Origin of the sequence: Tepidiforma sp., assembly GCF_034433535.1 — a bacterium.
Classification (GTDB): domain Bacteria; phylum Chloroflexota; class Dehalococcoidia; order Tepidiformales; family Tepidiformaceae; genus Tepidiforma.
Genome location: NZ_DAOUAO010000227.1, coordinates 1 through 15,559 on the forward strand (window position 1 = coordinate 1; position 15,559 = coordinate 15,559).

The following is a 15,559-nucleotide window of genomic DNA, read 5'->3' on the forward strand; positions in this document are numbered from 1 at the left end:
GAGGATGACGGGACCGGCGATGTCGACCAGTTCGATGGTGGCCATGCGCGCGCCATCGCCGCGGCGGGGTTCGAGCGCGGTGATGCGCAGGTAGCCGCCGGGCCGGTCCTTCATGCGGGGGCCGATATCATCGAAGACCTTCTTGACGACCTTCGGGTCGTAGAGGAAGCGGAGGGCCTGCCGGCGGGCGTGGAGGTCGCCGCGGCGGCCGAGGGTGATGATTTTCTCCGCCATCGGGCGGATTTCCTTCGCCTTGGCCTCGGTGGTGGTGATCTTCTCGTAGCGGAGGAGGTCGGTCACGAGGTTACGGTAGAGGCTGAGGCGATGGCTGGTTTCGCGGCCAAGGTGGCGGCCGGCTACGCGGTGACGCATGGTGCTACTCCTCGTCGTCGGCGCCGATGAGGTCCTCGGCGCTGCCGTCGCGGAGCAGCGCTTCTTTGAGGGCCTTGCCGAGGGCGCTCAGGTTTTCTTCGTCTTCTTCGTCGTCATCGAGGATGACGGCGCTGGTGCGGACACTGGTCGGGCGCTGGGCGGGCCGCTGCGGGCGGGCGGCGCCGGGCCGGCCGCCGGCATCGGGCACGGGGACGAGGCCGGGCTGGCTGGGGTCGATGTAGCCCAGCTCGGCGAGGCGCTCGCGGAGCTCGTCGTAGGACTTCCGCCCGAAGTTGCGCAGCCCGAGCAGCTCGTCTTCGGTCTTTTCGAGGACCTGGCCGACCGTCATGAGGCCGCTGCGCTTGAGGCAGTTGTAGGCGCGGACGGAGAGCTGGAGGTCCTCAATGGGGGTGTTGTAACGGTCGGGCGCAAGGGCGAGGGTGCCGGAGGGGGCGCCGAGGGCGGGGGGATAGGCGCCGACGGCATCGGGCCGGGCGAACTGCAGGAAGAGGTGGAACTGGTCGATGAGGATATCGGCGCTGGTGCCCAGGGCGTCGATGGGGCTGATGGTGCCGTCGGTCCAGATCTCGAGGATGAGGCGGTCGTAGTTGGTGGACTGGCCGACGCGGGTCTTTTCGACGCGGTAGTTGACTTTGCGGATGGGGGTGAAGATGGCGTCGACCGGGATGACGCCGATGGGCAGGCCCTCCGTGCTGCCGGCGGGGACGTAGCCCTTGCCGGTTTCGGCGTGGAATTCGACGCTGAGGCGGCTGCCGGGCGTCTCCAGCCGGGCGAGGTAAAGGTCGGGGTTGACCAGCTCGAAATCGGCTGGGACCTGGATGTCACCGGCGGTGACGATGGCCGGCCCCTGCACGTCGAGCGTGAGGGTGCCGTTGCGGTCGGAAACGGGCTTGAGCCGGATCTCCTTCACATTGAGGAGGAATTCGGTGACGTCCTCGGCCATGCCGGGGATGGTGGAGAACTCGTGCTGGACGCCGTCGATGCGGACGGAGACGATCGCGGCACCTTCGAGCGAGGAGAGCAGGACGCGGCGCAGGGCGTTGCCGAGGGTGATGCCGTAGCCGGCATCGAGGGGCTCGGCGATGATGCGCGCGTAGGTTGCGGTCTCGTCTTCGACGGTGAGCCGCGGCGTGACGGTTTCGGTGGCGCGGCCGAGGGTGTCGAGTGTGTCGGTCATGGTGGGGTGCCTCAACCGTTACGCGGTTAGCGCGAGTAGTACTCGATGATGACGTTTTCGTTGAAGAGATGGGTTTCGCCGGGGATAACCGCGGGCTGGGCGGTGACCTTGCCCGTCATGGTGGCGAGGTCGAGGCTCAGCCAGGACGGCGGGTTCTTGGACTTGATGGTCTCGTTCAGGATCTTGTAGTACTCGCTGCGGACGCCGCGCGGGGTGAAGGTGACGGTATCGCCCTCTTTCAGGTGCGCGGAGGGGATATCGACCTTGCGGCCGTTGACGGCGATCAGGCCGTGGCGAACGATCTGGCGGGCCTGGGCTCGCGAATCGGCGAAGCCGAGGCGGTAGACGATGTTGTCGAGGCGGGTTTCGAGGAGGCGGACAAGGTTCTCGCCGGAAACGCCGGGCCGCCGGATGGCTTCCTTGTAGTACTTGACGAACTGCTTCTCGAGGACGCCGTAGGAGGCGCGGGCGCGCTGCTTTTCGCGCAGCTGGAGGCCGCGGTCGCTGATCTTGCGGCGGCGTGCGGGCCGGGGACCCGGCGGGTTGGGCCGGCGTTCGAAGGCGCACTTGGGCGTGAAGCAGCGTTCGCCCTTGAGGAAGAGTTTTTCGCCGTGGCGGCGGCAGAGGCGGCAGACGGGGCCGGTGTAGCGTGCCATAGGTGGTGGAGCTCCTAGACGCGGCGCCGCTTGGGCGGGCGGCAGCCGTTGTGGGGGATGGGGGTGACGTCGCGGATGGCGGTCACGGTAAGGCCGGCGGCCTGGAGGGATCGGATGGCGGCTTCCCGGCCGGAGCCGGCGCCTTTGACGTAGACCTCGACGGTCTGCAGCCCGTGCTCCATGGCGCGGCGGGCGGCGTTCTCGCTGGCAACCTGGGCCGCGAAGGGCGTGCCCTTGCGGGAGCCCTTGAACCCGGAGCCACCGGCCGATGCCCAGGCGATGACGTTGCCGTTGGGATCGGTAAGGGTGACGAGGGTGTTGTTGAAGGTGCTCTTGATGTACGCGCGGCCGCGCGGGATGGACTTTCGTTCGCGCCGCTTGAGGCGGCGATTCTTGTCGGCGCCACGTTTCTGGTCGGCCATGGGGTGCTCCTGTTACTTCTTTCCTGCGCGCTTCTTGCCGGCGACGGTCTTGCGTGCGCCGCGCTTCTGGCGGGCGTTGGTGCGGGTGCGCTGTCCGCGGACGGGGAGGTTGCGCCGGTGGCGCTGGCCGCGGTAGCAGTTGATTTCGATGAGGCGGGCGATGTTCTGGCGAACTTCGCGGCGGAGGTCCCCTTCGACGATGTAGTTCTTTTCGATGAAATCGCGGATGCGCAGGACCTGGTCATCGGTGAGGTCGCGGGCGCGCGCATCGGGCGAGATGCCGGTGGCGGCGAGGACCTCTTTGGCACGGGTGGGGCCGATGCCATAGATGTAGGTGAGCGCGACTTCGAGGCGCTTGTCGTTGGGGATATCGACTCCAGCGATACGTGCCATGTGGGGTTATCCTTGCCGCTGTTTGTGCTTGGGGTTTTCGCAGATGACCATGACGCGGCCGTGCCGGCGGATCACTTTGCATTTATCGCAGCGTGGTTTGACGGAAGCTCGTACTTTCATGGTTCTCCTGGCGGGCCCTGCCGGGGCTATTTGAAGCGGTAGGTGATGCGACCCCGGGTGAGGTCGTAGGGTGAGAGTTCGACGAGGACGCGATCGCCGGGAAGGATGCGGATGAAGTTCATCCTGATCTTGCCGCTGACGTGGGCGAGGACTTCGTGGCCGTTGGCGAGTTCGACCTTGAACATGGCGTTGGGCAGCGGTTCGACTACGGTTCCTTCGACTTCGATTGCGTCCTTTTTGGCCATAGCCCCTCGGGTGGTGTGATGGTGACGTCAGGGGAGGGTGAGGACTTCGGCCTCACCCTCGGCGCGGACGGCGATGGTATGCTCGAAATGACAGCATAAGCTACCGTCTTTCGTGCTTACGGTCCAGCCGTCGGGGCCCTCGACGACCTCGGGGGACCCGGCGGTGACCATGGGTTCGAGCGCGATGACAAGCCCTGGCAGGAGCTGGGGCCCGCGGAAGCGCTGGCGGAAGTTTTCGATGTGCGGTTCTTCGTGCATATCGCGGCCGACGCCGTGGCCGCCATACCCTTTCACGATACCAAATCCGTGCGGTTTGATCGCGTCTTCGATTGCGCCGCGGACGTCGTTGAGGTAGTTGCCGGCCCGGGCCGCGCGAATTCCGGCCCAGAGGGCCTCTTCGGTCACGCGAATCAGCTTTTCGGCGAGCGGGCTGATTTTGCCGACTCCGACGGTGATGGCGGAGTCGCCGACGTAGCCGTTGAGCGTGGCGCCCAGGTCGAAGGTGACGATGTCGCCTTCCTTGAGCTCGCGGTTGGTGGGGATGCCGTGGACGAGCTGCTCGTTCACCGAGATGCAGATGTTGGAGGGGTACGGCGGGTAGCGGGGCGAGGGGCGATAGTTGAGGAAGGTCTCCTTCGCGCCGGCCTTTTTGAATTCCTGGCGGACGAAGGCTTCGACGTCGAGGAGGTTGAGGCCGGGGCGCACCATCTCCCGAATCTGGGCAAGGGTGCGCCCGACGAGGCGGCCCGCCTCGCGCATCAGCCGGATCTCTTCCTCGGACTTGAGCTTGATCGCCATGCGGCTACTTGATGGCCTCCAGGAGGTCGTGGGTGACGGCCTCGAGGGACTGGAGGCCGTTGATTTCGCGCAGGACGCCGGCCGAGCGGTAGTGCTCGATGAGGTCGGCGGGCGGCTTCTGCTTTTCGAGGCGGGAGCGGACGACTTCCGGGCGGTCGTCGTCACGCTGGTAGAGCTCGCCGCCGCAGGCGTCGCAGCGGCCGGGGGCGGCCGGCGGGTCGTTGCGCTCGTGGTAGAGGCGGCCGCAATTGCGGCAGATCCAGCGTCCGCTGAGGCGAGCGACGAGTTCTTCGTCGGGGACGGAAATCAGGAGGGCGCGATCGACCCGGGCGCCGCGGGCGGCGAGGGCCTCGTCGAGCGCGCGGGCCTGGGCGACGTTGCGGGGGAAGCCATCGAACATGGCGCCGGCCTTCGCGTCGTCGCGGCTGATGCGCTCGAGCAGCATCTTGATGGTGACCTCATCGGGGACGAGCTCGCCGCGGGACATGTACTGGTTGGCGAGCTGGCCGAGCTCGGTGTTGTTCTTGACGTGCTCGCGGAACATGTCGCCGGTGGAGATGTGCAGCAGCCCGGTCGCAGCGGCGATGCGCTGCGCCTGGGTGCCTTTGCCGGCGCCGGGTGGACCAAGCAGGACGATGTACACGTTAGCGAATGAACCCCTCGTAGTTGCGCATGAGCAGTTGTGCTTCGAGTTGCTTCATCGTGTCGAGCACGACGGCGACGACGATGAGGAAGCCGGTGGAGGAGATGGTGAGGGCGCGGACATCGGTGAAGAGGCCGACGAAGAAGGGGATGATGGCCACGAAGCCGAGGAAGAAGGCGCCGGCCCAGGTGATGCGGGTGACAACGCGCATGAGGTAGGCCTCGGTGGGCGGGCCCGGCCGGATGCCGGGGATGAAGGCGCCCTGCCGCTGGAGGTTCTTGGCGATCTGCTGCTGCTGGTACTGCACCATCGTGTAGAAGAAGGTGAAGATGACCACGAGGATGAAGAGGATGAGCCAGTACCAGCCGGTGCCGCCGCCGCCTCGCCCGCCCTGGAACTGGTCGACGAAGAAGCGGGCTACGGATTCGACCCAGCCGCCGGAGTTGATGAAGTAGGAGGCGATGGTGGCGGGCAGGATCATGATGGAGAAGGCGAAGATGAGGGGGATCATGCCAGCCATGTTGACGCGCAGGGGGATGTGGCTCTGGCCCTGCTGGCGGTACATGCGCCCGCCGCGGAAGGCTGACCGGGCGTACTGGACGGGGACCCGGCGCTGGGCTTCCTGGAAGAAGACGACCAGGTAGATGAGGGCGAGCGCGCCGATTGCGAAGCCGAGGACGGTGAGGATGGAGGTGGTGGTGATGCTGGGGATGAGGGAGGGCAGGGTCGCGACGATGCCGCCGAAAATGATGAGGGAGACGCCGTTGCCGATGCCGTTCTCGGTGATCAGTTCGCCGAGCCAGACGAGGAACATCGTGCCGGCGGCGAGGGTGAAGAGGGTGGCGAAGGTGCCGAGGACGTCGTTCTGGAAGCCGAAGTCGCGAACGACATCGGCGCCCTGGGCATTGATGAAGAGGATCTGGCCGTAGCCCTGGACCATGGCGAGGGGCACGGCCACCCAGTGGGTAATCACCTGGATGCGGCGCCGGCCCTGCTCGCCTTCTTCAGCGAGCGCCCGCAGCCGGGGAACGAGGGGCTGCAGGATCTGCATGATGATCGAGGCGGTGATGTAGGGGTAGACGCCGAGGGCGGCCACGCTCAGGTTCTGGAGGGCGCCGCCGGAGAAGATGCTGAGGAAGTCGAGGAGGGCGTTGCCTTCGAAGGCGGCCGCCAGCGCGTCGCGGTCGACGTTGGGGAGGGGGACATGGGCGACGAAGCGGAAGACGACCAGCATGGCGAGCGTGAAGAGCAGCTTTCGCCGGACGTCTTCCTGGCGGAAGGCGTCGACCATGGCCTGGAGGAGGCGCGGGCGCTGGGCGGCCTGCACGGTCATGCGGTGGCTCCGCTTTCGGACTGGTCGGCGCCGATGACCACGGCGGTCCCGCCGACGGCCTCGATGCGTGCCTTCGCAGCGGCGCTGAAGCCGTGCGCGGTGACGGTGAGCTTCCGGGTGAATTCACCCTCGCTGAGGATCTTCACGGGCTCGCGGAGGTGCTTGAGGATGCCGACGGACTCCAGCAGCTCGGGGGTGACAGTCGTGTCGTCGTCGAAGCGCTGGAGGGCGCCGAGGTTGACGGGTTGGAAGGGCACGCGCCACTTGTTGTTGAAGCCACGGAGGACGTGGAACTTGCGGGAGGTGGGGAACTGCCCGCCTTCGAACGCGTCGTAGGCGAGCTTCTTGCCGGAGCGCGAGCGTTGGCCCTTGAGGCCCCGGCCGGCGTAGGTGCCATGACCGCTGGAGTTGCCGCGGCCGACGCGCTTCTTTGCGTGGGTGGCGCCGCGCGGCGGCTGGAGGTTGTGGGGGCCGAACATCAGGCGCCTCCTTCTTCCTTGACGTCGATGAGGTGGGCGACCTTCGCGATCATGCCGCGATGGGCGGGGGTGTCTTCGATCTCAACGGTGTGGTTGAGCCGGCGCAGGCCGAGCTTGCGGATGGTGTCCTTCTGGTCCCGGCGGTAGCCGATGGCGCTCTTGCGCCAGGTGATGGTGAGGCGTGCCATTTACTGTTCTCCGCGGGCGATGGCGAGGCGCCGTTCGCGGGCGCCGTCGGTGTCCTGGAGGGTGGCGAGGCCCTTGATGGTGGCCTGAGCGACGTTGATGGGGTTGCGGGAGCCGAAGGTCTTGGCGAGGACGTCGGTAACGCCGGCGGCTTCCATGATCGAGCGAACCGCGCCGCCCGCGATGACGCCGGTACCGTGGCTGGCGGGCTTGAGCATCACCTTCGCGGCCTTGAAGCGGGTCCAGACGGGATGGCTGATGGTGCCGCCTTTCATCGGGATCTTGACCATCGAGCGGCGCGCCTGGCTGGCGCCCTTGCGGATGGCCTCGGGGACTTCGTTCGCCTTGCCGAGGCCGACGCCGACCGAGCCATGGCCGTCGCCGACCACGACGAGGGCCGAGAACGAGAACCGGCGGCCGCCTTTCACCACCTTGGCCACGCGGTTGATGTAGATGACCTTTTCGGAGAGCTCTTCGGGAGCGGACTGTTCGTACCGCTCGGGGCGATTGTCTGCCATTTAGAACCCCAATCCTGCTTCGCGCGCTGCCTCTGCGAGGGCGCGGACGCGGCCGTGATAGAGGAAGCCCCCGCGGTCGAAGACGACGCGTTCGATGCCGCGGGCGCGGGCGCGTTCGGCGATGGCGGCACCGACGAGGGCGGCGCGCTCGGTCTTGGTCTTGCCGGCTGCCTGCGCGGCGATCGTGGGCTCGAGGTCGCTGGCGGCAGCGAGCGTATGCCCGGTAGTGTCGTCGATGACCTGGGCATAGATGTGCTGGGCGCTGCGGAAGACGTTGAGCCGCGGACGCTCGGGCGTGCCGCTGATCTTCTTGCGAACGCGGAGGTGGCGGCGCTTGCGCGCTTCGACGCTGGTGGTGGTGCTCATTTCTTGCCTACCTTCCCGGACTTTCCGGCCTTGCGGCGGACGCGTTCGCCGAGGTAGCGGATGCCCTTGCCCTTATAGGGCTCCGGGGGCCGGAGCTTGCGGATGTTGGCTGCGACCTGGCCGACCTGTTCCTTGTCGATGCCCTCGACGGTGATGCGGGGGCCTTCGACGCTGAACTTGATGCCCTCGGGGGGATTGACGATGACGGGGTGCGAGAAGCCGAGGCTGAGCTGGAGGGCGCTGCCCTGCATCTGCGCGCGGTAGCCGACACCCTGGACTTCGAGCACCTTAGTGAAGCCGGCGGTGACGCCGGTCACCATGTTCGCCAGCAGCGTGCGGGAGAGGCCGTGGAGGGCGCGGTGCTCGCCGTCATCGCTCTCGCGGGTGACGGTGATGACGCCATCCTCGCGGTTGAAGCGCACCGCGCCGGGGAATTGCCGGGCGAGCTCGCCGCGCGGCCCTTTGACGGCCACGCGGTTGCCTTCCTCGATGGTGATGGTGACGTTGGGTGGGACGGGGATGGGCTGGCGTCCGATTCGTGACATGGCGTGATCCCCTTACCAGACGTAGCAGAGCAGCTCGCCGCCCACTTCTTGGCGACGGGCTTCCTGCCCGGACATGACGCCCTTGGGCGTCGAAAGGATGGCGATGCCCAGGCCGCCGTACACGCGCGGGATTTCGCGGCGCTGCACGTAGACGCGGAGGCCCGGGCGGGAGACGCGCTGGAGCCCGTTCAGGACGGGTTGCTTGCGGCTGCCGTAGTTGAGTTCCACGCGAAGGTTGGGCTGGGGCTTGCCCTCTTCGGTGATGACCTGGTAGTCGCGGATGAAGCCCTCTTCCTTGAGGACCTTCGCGATGGCGATCTTCATCTTGGAGGCCGGGATGTTCACCGTCTCGTGCCGCGCCGCGTTGGCGTTGCGGATCCGCGTGAGCATATCGGCGATGGGGTCACTAACGTTCATGTGTTCCTTCCCTCTGGCGTTTGCTTGCGCACTTACCAGCTGGACTTGGTGACTCCGGGGAGGAGACCCCGATGGGCATATTCACGCATGGTGATGCGCGAGAGTCCGAATTTGCGGATGTAGGCCTTGGGGCGGCCGGTCACGAGGCAGCGGTTGTGGATGCGGGTCGGGCTGCTGTTGAGCGGCAGCTTGCGGAGTTCGTCGTAGATCTCGGCGACGCGCTTCGGGTCGCCCCAAGCCTTCTTCAGCTCGGCCTTGAGGGCGGCGCGCTTTGCGGCGTACTTCTGGTTGAGTTCGCGGCGGCGCTGGTCGCGGTTGACGATGCCTTTGGATGCCATGGGTGTGCTCCTAGTTCCTGCGGAACGGCATGCCGAGGAGTTCGAGGAGGCGCCGTCCTTCTTCATCGGTTTTTGCGGTGGTGACGATGGTGACCTGCAGGCCGCGGACCTTATCGACGCGGTCGTAGTCGACCTCGGGGAAGATGAGCTGTTCGCGGATGCCGAGGCTGTAGTTGCCACGGCCGTCGAAGGCGTTCGGGTTGAGGCCCTGGAAATCGCGGATGCGGGGGAGCGCCGCCGCGATCAGCCGATCGAGGAACTCGTACATGCGGTCGCCGCGGAGGGTGGCCGCAACGCCGATGGGGTTGCCTTCGCGCAGGCGGAAGTTCGCGATCGAGCGCTTGGCTCGGGTGATGACCGGCTTCTGGCCGGTGATCGCCATGATCTGTTCGGCGGTGCGGTCGAGCGCGTTGGCATCCTGCAGGGCTTCACCGAGACCGACGTTGACGGAGATCTTGGTGATGCGCGGCACCTGCATCACGTTCTTGTAGCCGAACTGCTCGCGGAGAGCGGGCACGACCTGGGACTGGTACTTCTCTTTGAGGCGGGGCGGCATTATTCGATGTCCTCTCCGCTGCGTTTGCCAACGCGGACCAGGGTGCCATCTTCGCGGCGGCGGAAGGTGACACGGGTGGGCTGGTCGGTGTTGGGGTCGATGAGCATGACGTTGCTGATGTGGATCGGTGCTTCGCGCTCGATGATCTGCGAGGCCTGACCCTGCTGGCGGGCGCGCTGGTGCTTCTTGATGATGTTGACGCCTTCGACGATCACCCGGTTGTGCTTGGTGATCACCTGGCGCACGGTGCCGCGCTTGCCGCGGTCCTTCCCGGCGATGACGACGACCTTATCGCCTCGCTTGATCTTGGCGGGCATCACAGCACCTCCGGGGCGAGGGAGACGATCTTCATGAAGTTGCGGTCGCGCAGCTCGCGGGCGACGGGCCCGAAGATGCGGGTGCCGCGGGGGTTTTCGCCGTCGTTGGCGAGGAGGACGGCGGCATTCTCATCGAACTTGATGTACGAGCCATCGGGGCGGCCGTACTCCTTGGCCACGCGGACGACGACCGCCTTCACGACGTCGCCCTTTTTGATGTTGGAGTTGGGCTGGGCGACCTTGACGGAGGCGACGATGACATCGCCGGGACGGGCGTAGCGGCGCTTGCTCCCGCCAAGCACGCGGATGCAGAGGAGGGAGCGGGCCCCGGAGTTATCGGCGACTTTGAGGCGGGTTTCCTGCTGGATCACGCCTGGACCTCCGACTTGGGTGCTACCTGGGCGGTGAGCTCGATGTCGCGGCCGATGGTCTCGGGCGCGACTTCAGCGACATCGCCGCGGGCGACGATTTCGATGACGCGCCAGCGCTTCTCTTTCGACATCGGCCGGCATTCCTGGATGCGGACGACATCACCGAGGCGGCACTCGTTGTTCTCATCGTGGGCCTTGTAGCGGCCGGTGACGGTCATGACCTTGTGGTAGAGACGATGCGTCTTCTTCCGTTCGACGGCGACGACGACCGTCTTCTGCATCTTGTTGGATACGACGGTGCCCTGGAGGACGCGCTGAGTACCCATGGGCCTACTCCTGCTCTGCGAGCGCCTGGAGCTGGCGTTCGCGTTTGATGGTGCGGAGCCGGGCGATGGTGCGCCGGGCTTCGCGGAGGGCGCGGTAGTTTTGCAGCTGCCGGCTGGCGTGCTGGAAGCGAAGGGTGAAGAGGGCCCGGTAGGCCTCATTAATCTCGTGGTCGAGCCGGGCATCGTCGAGCTGACGGTATTCGTGGGCTTTTTTGGCCATTTAGATCACCGCCTCTTCGCGCTGGACGATCTTGGTGGGGATGGGCAGCTTGTGCGAGGCGCGGCGGAGCGCTTCGCGGGCGACGTGCTCGGGGACGCCGGCGACCTCGAACATGATGCGGTTGGGCTTGACCACCGCGACCCAGCGATCGGGGGCGCCCTTGCCGGAGCCCATGCGGGTCTCGGCGGGCTTTGCGGTCACCGGCTTGTCGGGGAAGATGCGGATCCAGACCTTGCCGCCGCGCTTCATTTCGTTGGTCATTGCGCGGCGGGCGGCCTCGATCTGGCGGGAGTCGATCCAGGCAGCACCCTGGGCCTGGAGGCCCCATTCGCCGAAGGCGATGTAGTTGCCGGCCTGGGCCGAGCCGTCCATGCGGCCGCGGTGCTGCTTGCGATGCTTCACACGACGTGGCTGCAGCATCAGTTGCCTCCCTCGTGGGACTCGCGGGCCGCGGCCTGCTGCTCCATGGAGATGGCGGTATGTGCGGGGCCCTCGGATTCGGCGGGGCGCACGGCAGCGGCGACGGGCTCGGGCGCAGGCTCTTCGGCCACGCGCTCGGCGCGCTGCGGCAGGACATCGCCCTTGTAGATCCAGACCTTCACGCCGATGCGGCCGAAGGTGGTGTGGGCTTCGGCGAGGCCGTAGTCGATATCAGCGCGGAGGGTGTGGCGCGGGACGCGGCCCTGGGTCTCGGTTTCGCGGCGGGACATCTCGGCGCCGCCGAGACGGCCGGAGATGGTGATGCGGCAGCCACGCGCGCCGCGCTGCATGGTCCGCTGCACGGCCTGCTTGATGGCCCGGCGGAAGGCGACGCGGCGCTCGAGCTGGTCGGCCACGGACCGGGCGACGAGGTAGGCATCGAGTTCGGGGACGCGGATCTCCTGGATGTTGACCCGCACCCGGCCGCCGGTGAAGCGCTCGAGCGCGCCGCGCAGCTCCTCGACCTTGGCGCCGCCGCGGCCGATGACGATGCCGGGCTTGGCGGTGTGGATGGTGATCGTGGTGAGGTTCGCGTTGCGGTCGATTTCGATGCGGGAGATGGCCGCATCGCGGAGCTCATCGAGGACGAACTGGCGCAGGGCCAGGTCCTGGTGGAGCTTCTGGGTGTAGTCGCGATCGGCGAACCACTTCGATTCCCAGTCGTAGAGGATGCCGAGGCGGAAGCCGTGGGGGTGGACTTTCTGGCCCATGGGCTAGGCCTCCCTCTGGTCGAGGATGATGGTGATGTGGCTGGAGCGCTTGAGAATGGGGCTCACCCGGCCGCGGGACCGGGGCCGGAAGCGCTTGAGCGTGCGGCCTTCATCGGCGTAGGCGCGCTTGATGTAGAGGTCGTCCACATCGAGGTTGAAGTTGTTCTCGGCGTTGGCAGCAGCGGAGAGGACCGTCTTGGAGATGGTCCGGGCGTGCGGCGACGGGACGTAGCGGAGCAGCGCGAGGGCCTGGTCGACGCTGAGGCCGGGCAGGCGCTCGAGGATGAGGCGCACCTTGCGCGGTGATGCGGGCATGCCGCGGGTAACGGCTCGGACTTCCATGGCTACCGCCTCACCTTGCTCTGCTTATCGCTCTTGGCGACGTGGCCGCGGAAGGTGCGGGTGATGGCGAACTCGCCGAGCTTGTGGCCGACCATGTTCTCGGTGATGAAGACGGGCACGTGCCGCCGACCGTCGTGGACGGCGATGGTGAGCCCAATCATCTCCGGGAGGATGGTCGAGGCCCGCGACCAGGTCTTGATGACCGTGCGGTTCTGGGCGTTCCGCATCGCCATCACCTTCTTTTCGAGGGAGGGATGGACGAATGGGCCTTTTTTGGTGGAACGGGACATACGCTGCTCCTGTCCTACGACCTGCGCCGCACGATGTACTTATCGGTGCGCTTGTTGTTGCGGGTGCGGTAGCCGAGGGTGGGCTTGCCCCAGGGCGTCTTGGGCCCGGGCATACCGACCGGGGCGCGGCCCTCGCCGCCGCCATGCGGATGGTCGCGCGGGTTCATCACGGCACCGCGAACTTCGGGCCGGCGGCCGCGATGGCGGCTGCGCCCGGCCTTGCCGAGCTTGATCAGCGAGTGTTCGAGGTTGCCGACCTGCCCGACGGTGGCCATGCATTCGATGCGAACGCGGCGCATTTCGCCGCTGGGCAGGCGGATGAGGGCGTACTCGCCTTCCTTGGCCATCAGCTGGGCGGCAGCGCCGGCGCTGCGCACGAGCTGGCCGCCCTTGCCGGGCGTGAGCTCGATGTTGTGGACCTGGGTGCCGGTCGGCATGTTGGCCAGCGGGAGCGCGTTGCCGACGCGGACCTCAGCGTCGGGGCCGCTCAGCAGGGTGGCGCCGACCGTGAGGCCGTTGGGCGCGAGGATGTAGCGCTTCTCGCCGTCGGCATACTGGAGAAGGGCGATGCGGGCCGTGCGGTTCGGGTCGTATTCGATGGAGACGACCTTTGCGGGGATGCCGGCCTTATCGCGCTTCCAGTCGATGATGCGGTAGAGGCGGCGGTTGCCGCCGCCGCGGTGCCGGACGGTGATGCGGCCCTGGTTGTTGCGCCCGGCGGACTTGCTCCGCAGGGACACGACGAGGGACTTCTCCGGGCGCGAGCGGGTGATCTCCTCGAAGGTTGCGCCGCTGGCGTTGCGCCGGCCGGGGGACGTGGGCTTGTACTGCTTGATCGGCATGGCCTAGACCCCCTCGAACAGTTCAATCTTGTCGCCCGGGACGAGCGTGACGATGGCCTTCTTCCATGACGGGCGATGCACGACCCGACGGCCAAAGCGGCGCGGCTTGCCCTTGACGTTGAAGGTGTTGACCTCGGCGACGCGCACGTTGAAGGCGAGCTGAACGGCCTCCTTGATTTGCGTCTTGTTGGCCCGGGGGTCGACCTCGAAGACATACTTATCCTGCGCGGTGAGCAGGGTCGACTTTTCGGTGATGATGGGGCGGATGAGGACGGCGTAGGGGTGGAGTTCGTTCGGCATCAGCTGACCTCCACGGCGCGGCCGCGCTGCGGCTTGATGTTGGCGCCTCCCCAGAGCGCCTCGCACTTGCGCACGGCGTCTTCGCTCATCACGACGCGGTGCGCATTGAGGAGGTCGACGACGTTCAGGTTCTGGGCGGGGAGGGTGGTCACGTGTTCGATGTTGCGGGCGGCACGGGCCAGATCGGGGTTATGTTCGCCCGAAACGATGACGGCGCGCCGTTCGACCCCGAGGGCGTCGAGGATGGCCTGGACGGTGCGCGTCTTGCCGTCGGGCGCGGCGAGGCCGTCGACCACGAGGATGTTGCCGGCACGGGCGTGGTTGCTCAGCGCCGAGCGCAGCGCGAGCCGCTTCATGGTGCGCGGCAGGCGCAGCGCGAAGCTGTGGGGCTTCGGCCCGTGTGCCGAGCCGCCGCCGACGTGGTGCGGGGCGCGGACGGAGCCCTGCCGGGAACGGCCGAGGCCCTTCTGGCGCCGAATTTTGATGGTGGAGCCGGCGACTTCTCCGCGGCGCTTGGTGTTCGCGAGACCGGCCCGGCGGTTGGCCATCTGGGCGACGTAGGCCTGGTGGAGGACTGCGCCGTTGGGTTCGATGCCGAACACCTCGTCGGCGGCGTCGATCTCGCGGATGCGATTGCCGGCGGTATCGAAGACGGGGAGCTTCATTTCGATACCTTCCTTGCTTTGCGGATGCGAACGAGGCCACCCTTCGGACCGGGCACCGAGCCCGCGACGAAGATGACACCGCGCTCGTCGTTGCGGGTGACGACCTCGAGGTTGCGGATGGTGACCCGCTCGGCGCCCATGTGGCCGGCCATGCGGGTGCCCTTGAGCACGCGGCCGGGGGTGGTGCCGGAGCCGATCGAGCCGGGTGCGCGGTGGCGGTCGGACTGGCCGTGGGTGCGGGGACCACCGCGGAAGTTGTGGCGGCGGACACCACCCTGGTAGCCACGGCCCTTCGATGTAGCGGTGACATCGACGAGGGTGCCGGGCTCGAACAGCTCCGCGCCGAGGCGGTCGCCGAGGGCGTAGGTGGTGGTGCCGTCGGTACGGAATTCTGCCAGGTGGCGCAGTTTCAGATTGCCAGCGGCCCGCAGGTGCCCGGTTTCGGGACGATTGAGGCGCGGGTCCTCCTGATAACCCACCTGGATGGCGGTATAGCCGTCCTTCTCGGGTGTGCGGATGAGCGTGACGAAGCAGGGCCCCACCTCCACGGCGGTGACGCCGCGCAGCCTGCCTTTTTCGTCGAAGACCTGGGTTGTGCCGAGCTTTCGGCCGAGGATTCCTTCGATGGTCATGGCGGTTACAGCTTGATCTCGATGTCGACTCCGCTGGGGAGCTGGAGCCGCATGAGGGTGTCAACGGTCTTGGAGGTGGGCTCGATGATGTCGATCAGCCGCTTGTGGGTGCGGATTTCGAACTGCTCGCGCGCGTCCTTGTGGATGTGGGGCCCGCGGATGACGGTGAATTTTTCGATGACAGTAGGCAGCGGGACGGGACCAGCAACAGCGGCGCCAGTCCGCTCGGCTGCCTCGACGATCTGCCGTGCGGACTGGTCGAGCAGGCGGTGGTCGTAGGCTTTGAGCTTGATGCGGATTTGTTGTCGTGCCATGGTGCCGGTCCCCTCGGTGCGTGCTGCTAGGCGAGGATTTTGGTGACGACGCCGGCGCCGACGGTGCGGCCGCCTTCGCGGATGGCGAAGCGGAGGCCGTCTTCGATGGCGACGGGCTGGATGAGTTCGACGGTCATGGTGATGTTGTCGCCAGGCATGACCATT

General features: G+C 67.0%; 31 protein-coding genes and 1 pseudogene. All 32 read right to left on the reverse strand.

The window, feature by feature from the left end; all coding sequences use genetic code 11:
• A partial coding sequence (gene rplQ, locus VAE46_RS12020; RefSeq protein WP_322797181.1) for a 50S ribosomal protein L17 occupies nucleotides 1–372 on the reverse strand: 372 nt, incomplete at its 3' end.
• A gap of 4 nt (nucleotides 373–376) precedes the next feature.
• A complete protein-coding gene (locus tag VAE46_RS12025) occupies nucleotides 377–1,570 on the reverse strand; it encodes a DNA-directed RNA polymerase subunit alpha (protein ID WP_322797182.1) in 1,194 nt (397 codons plus the stop codon).
• 26 nt (nucleotides 1,571–1,596) lie between these two features.
• The gene (rpsD, locus tag VAE46_RS12030) at nucleotides 1,597–2,226 is read right to left on the reverse strand and encodes a 30S ribosomal protein S4 (protein WP_322797183.1); all 630 of its coding nucleotides are present in this window, start codon (nucleotides 2,224–2,226) and stop codon (nucleotides 1,597–1,599) included.
• 14 nt (nucleotides 2,227–2,240) lie between these two features.
• On the reverse strand, nucleotides 2,241–2,648 hold the full coding sequence (gene rpsK / locus VAE46_RS12035; RefSeq protein ID WP_322797184.1) for a 30S ribosomal protein S11: 408 nt from the start codon (nucleotides 2,646–2,648) through the stop codon (nucleotides 2,241–2,243).
• Nucleotides 2,649–2,660: 12 nt separating this feature from the next.
• A complete protein-coding gene (rpsM, locus tag VAE46_RS12040; protein ID WP_322797185.1) occupies nucleotides 2,661–3,041 on the reverse strand; it encodes a 30S ribosomal protein S13 in 381 nt (126 codons plus the stop codon).
• A gap of 6 nt (nucleotides 3,042–3,047) precedes the next feature.
• Nucleotides 3,048–3,161 (reverse strand): 50S ribosomal protein L36, encoded by a 114-nt coding sequence (rpmJ, locus tag VAE46_RS12045; protein WP_158067480.1) that lies wholly within the window; start codon nucleotides 3,159–3,161, stop codon nucleotides 3,048–3,050.
• A gap of 26 nt (nucleotides 3,162–3,187) precedes the next feature.
• Nucleotides 3,188–3,406, reverse strand: coding sequence for a translation initiation factor IF-1 (infA, locus tag VAE46_RS12050; protein WP_098504661.1), 219 nt, complete (start codon nucleotides 3,404–3,406; stop codon nucleotides 3,188–3,190).
• Between the two features lie 27 nt (nucleotides 3,407–3,433).
• Nucleotides 3,434–4,204 carry a type I methionyl aminopeptidase gene (gene map / locus VAE46_RS12055; protein ID WP_322797186.1) on the reverse strand — a complete coding sequence of 257 codons (771 nt, stop codon included), beginning with the start codon at nucleotides 4,202–4,204 and terminating at the stop codon, nucleotides 3,434–3,436.
• Between the two features lie 4 nt (nucleotides 4,205–4,208).
• Nucleotides 4,209–4,847, reverse strand: a complete 639-nt coding sequence (locus VAE46_RS12060) for an adenylate kinase (RefSeq protein ID WP_322797187.1) — start codon at nucleotides 4,845–4,847, stop codon at nucleotides 4,209–4,211.
• 1 nt (nucleotide 4,848) lies between these two features.
• A complete protein-coding gene (gene secY / locus VAE46_RS12065; RefSeq protein ID WP_322797188.1) occupies nucleotides 4,849–6,180 on the reverse strand; it encodes a preprotein translocase subunit SecY in 1,332 nt (443 codons plus the stop codon).
• The gene (rplO, locus tag VAE46_RS12070) at nucleotides 6,177–6,659 is read right to left on the reverse strand and encodes a 50S ribosomal protein L15 (protein ID WP_322797189.1); all 483 of its coding nucleotides are present in this window, start codon (nucleotides 6,657–6,659) and stop codon (nucleotides 6,177–6,179) included. Before rplO ends, secY begins: the two co-directional genes overlap by 4 nt.
• Nucleotides 6,659–6,847 (reverse strand): 50S ribosomal protein L30, encoded by a 189-nt coding sequence (rpmD, locus tag VAE46_RS12075; protein WP_322797190.1) that lies wholly within the window; start codon nucleotides 6,845–6,847, stop codon nucleotides 6,659–6,661. The genes rplO and rpmD overlap by 1 nt, the downstream gene beginning before the upstream one ends.
• Complete coding sequence (gene rpsE, locus VAE46_RS12080; RefSeq protein ID WP_322797191.1) at nucleotides 6,848–7,363, reverse strand: 30S ribosomal protein S5; 516 nt, start codon at nucleotides 7,361–7,363, stop codon at nucleotides 6,848–6,850.
• On the reverse strand, nucleotides 7,364–7,729 hold the full coding sequence (gene rplR / locus VAE46_RS12085; protein WP_322797192.1) for a 50S ribosomal protein L18: 366 nt from the start codon (nucleotides 7,727–7,729) through the stop codon (nucleotides 7,364–7,366).
• Entirely contained in the window at nucleotides 7,726–8,274 is a 549-nt protein-coding gene (gene rplF / locus VAE46_RS12090; RefSeq protein ID WP_322797193.1) for a 50S ribosomal protein L6, read from the reverse strand. Before rplF ends, rplR begins: the two co-directional genes overlap by 4 nt.
• Nucleotides 8,275–8,286: 12 nt before the next feature.
• Nucleotides 8,287–8,691 (reverse strand): 30S ribosomal protein S8, encoded by a 405-nt coding sequence (gene rpsH / locus VAE46_RS12095; RefSeq protein ID WP_322797194.1) that lies wholly within the window; start codon nucleotides 8,689–8,691, stop codon nucleotides 8,287–8,289.
• A gap of 32 nt (nucleotides 8,692–8,723) precedes the next feature.
• Nucleotides 8,724–9,029, reverse strand: a complete 306-nt coding sequence (rpsN, locus tag VAE46_RS12100) for a 30S ribosomal protein S14 (RefSeq protein WP_416223966.1) — start codon at nucleotides 9,027–9,029, stop codon at nucleotides 8,724–8,726.
• A 10-nt stretch (nucleotides 9,030–9,039) separates the two neighbouring features.
• Complete coding sequence (gene rplE, locus VAE46_RS12105) at nucleotides 9,040–9,585, reverse strand: 50S ribosomal protein L5 (RefSeq protein ID WP_322797196.1); 546 nt, start codon at nucleotides 9,583–9,585, stop codon at nucleotides 9,040–9,042.
• Nucleotides 9,585–9,902: a 50S ribosomal protein L24 gene (rplX, locus tag VAE46_RS12110; RefSeq protein WP_322797197.1), complete on the reverse strand. Its 318-nt coding sequence runs from the start codon at nucleotides 9,900–9,902 to the stop codon at nucleotides 9,585–9,587. The genes rplE and rplX overlap by 1 nt, the downstream gene beginning before the upstream one ends.
• Nucleotides 9,902–10,273 carry a 50S ribosomal protein L14 gene (gene rplN, locus VAE46_RS12115; RefSeq protein WP_322797198.1) on the reverse strand — a complete coding sequence of 124 codons (372 nt, stop codon included), beginning with the start codon at nucleotides 10,271–10,273 and terminating at the stop codon, nucleotides 9,902–9,904. Before rplN ends, rplX begins: the two co-directional genes overlap by 1 nt.
• Nucleotides 10,270–10,599 (reverse strand): 30S ribosomal protein S17, encoded by a 330-nt coding sequence (rpsQ, locus tag VAE46_RS12120; protein WP_416223967.1) that lies wholly within the window; start codon nucleotides 10,597–10,599, stop codon nucleotides 10,270–10,272. Before rpsQ ends, rplN begins: the two co-directional genes overlap by 4 nt.
• Nucleotides 10,600–10,603: 4 nt before the next feature.
• Nucleotides 10,604–10,819: a 50S ribosomal protein L29 gene (gene rpmC, locus VAE46_RS12125; RefSeq protein ID WP_322797199.1), complete on the reverse strand. Its 216-nt coding sequence runs from the start codon at nucleotides 10,817–10,819 to the stop codon at nucleotides 10,604–10,606.
• The gene (gene rplP, locus VAE46_RS12130; protein ID WP_322797200.1) at nucleotides 10,820–11,239 is read right to left on the reverse strand and encodes a 50S ribosomal protein L16; all 420 of its coding nucleotides are present in this window, start codon (nucleotides 11,237–11,239) and stop codon (nucleotides 10,820–10,822) included. It lies immediately after the preceding gene.
• Complete coding sequence (gene rpsC / locus VAE46_RS12135; protein WP_416223968.1) at nucleotides 11,239–12,009, reverse strand: 30S ribosomal protein S3; 771 nt, start codon at nucleotides 12,007–12,009, stop codon at nucleotides 11,239–11,241. Before rpsC ends, rplP begins: the two co-directional genes overlap by 1 nt.
• A gap of 3 nt (nucleotides 12,010–12,012) precedes the next feature.
• The gene (gene rplV, locus VAE46_RS12140; RefSeq protein WP_322797201.1) at nucleotides 12,013–12,351 is read right to left on the reverse strand and encodes a 50S ribosomal protein L22; all 339 of its coding nucleotides are present in this window, start codon (nucleotides 12,349–12,351) and stop codon (nucleotides 12,013–12,015) included.
• A 2-nt stretch (nucleotides 12,352–12,353) separates the two neighbouring features.
• Entirely contained in the window at nucleotides 12,354–12,641 is a 288-nt protein-coding gene (rpsS, locus tag VAE46_RS12145) for a 30S ribosomal protein S19 (protein WP_322797202.1), read from the reverse strand.
• Nucleotides 12,642–12,655: 14 nt separating this feature from the next.
• Nucleotides 12,656–13,483, reverse strand: a complete 828-nt coding sequence (rplB, locus tag VAE46_RS12150; RefSeq protein WP_322797203.1) for a 50S ribosomal protein L2 — start codon at nucleotides 13,481–13,483, stop codon at nucleotides 12,656–12,658.
• A 3-nt stretch (nucleotides 13,484–13,486) separates the two neighbouring features.
• Complete coding sequence (gene rplW, locus VAE46_RS12155) at nucleotides 13,487–13,783, reverse strand: 50S ribosomal protein L23 (protein WP_322797204.1); 297 nt, start codon at nucleotides 13,781–13,783, stop codon at nucleotides 13,487–13,489.
• Nucleotides 13,783–14,448, reverse strand: a complete 666-nt coding sequence (rplD, locus tag VAE46_RS12160; protein WP_322797205.1) for a 50S ribosomal protein L4 — start codon at nucleotides 14,446–14,448, stop codon at nucleotides 13,783–13,785. The genes rplW and rplD overlap by 1 nt, the downstream gene beginning before the upstream one ends.
• The gene (gene rplC, locus VAE46_RS12165; protein ID WP_322797206.1) at nucleotides 14,445–15,080 is read right to left on the reverse strand and encodes a 50S ribosomal protein L3; all 636 of its coding nucleotides are present in this window, start codon (nucleotides 15,078–15,080) and stop codon (nucleotides 14,445–14,447) included. Before rplC ends, rplD begins: the two co-directional genes overlap by 4 nt.
• A 5-nt stretch (nucleotides 15,081–15,085) precedes the next feature.
• Complete coding sequence (rpsJ, locus tag VAE46_RS12170) at nucleotides 15,086–15,394, reverse strand: 30S ribosomal protein S10 (RefSeq protein ID WP_322797207.1); 309 nt, start codon at nucleotides 15,392–15,394, stop codon at nucleotides 15,086–15,088.
• A 26-nt stretch (nucleotides 15,395–15,420) separates the two neighbouring features.
• Nucleotides 15,421–15,559: pseudogene (gene tuf, locus VAE46_RS12175) on the reverse strand (elongation factor Tu); the annotation flags it as partial.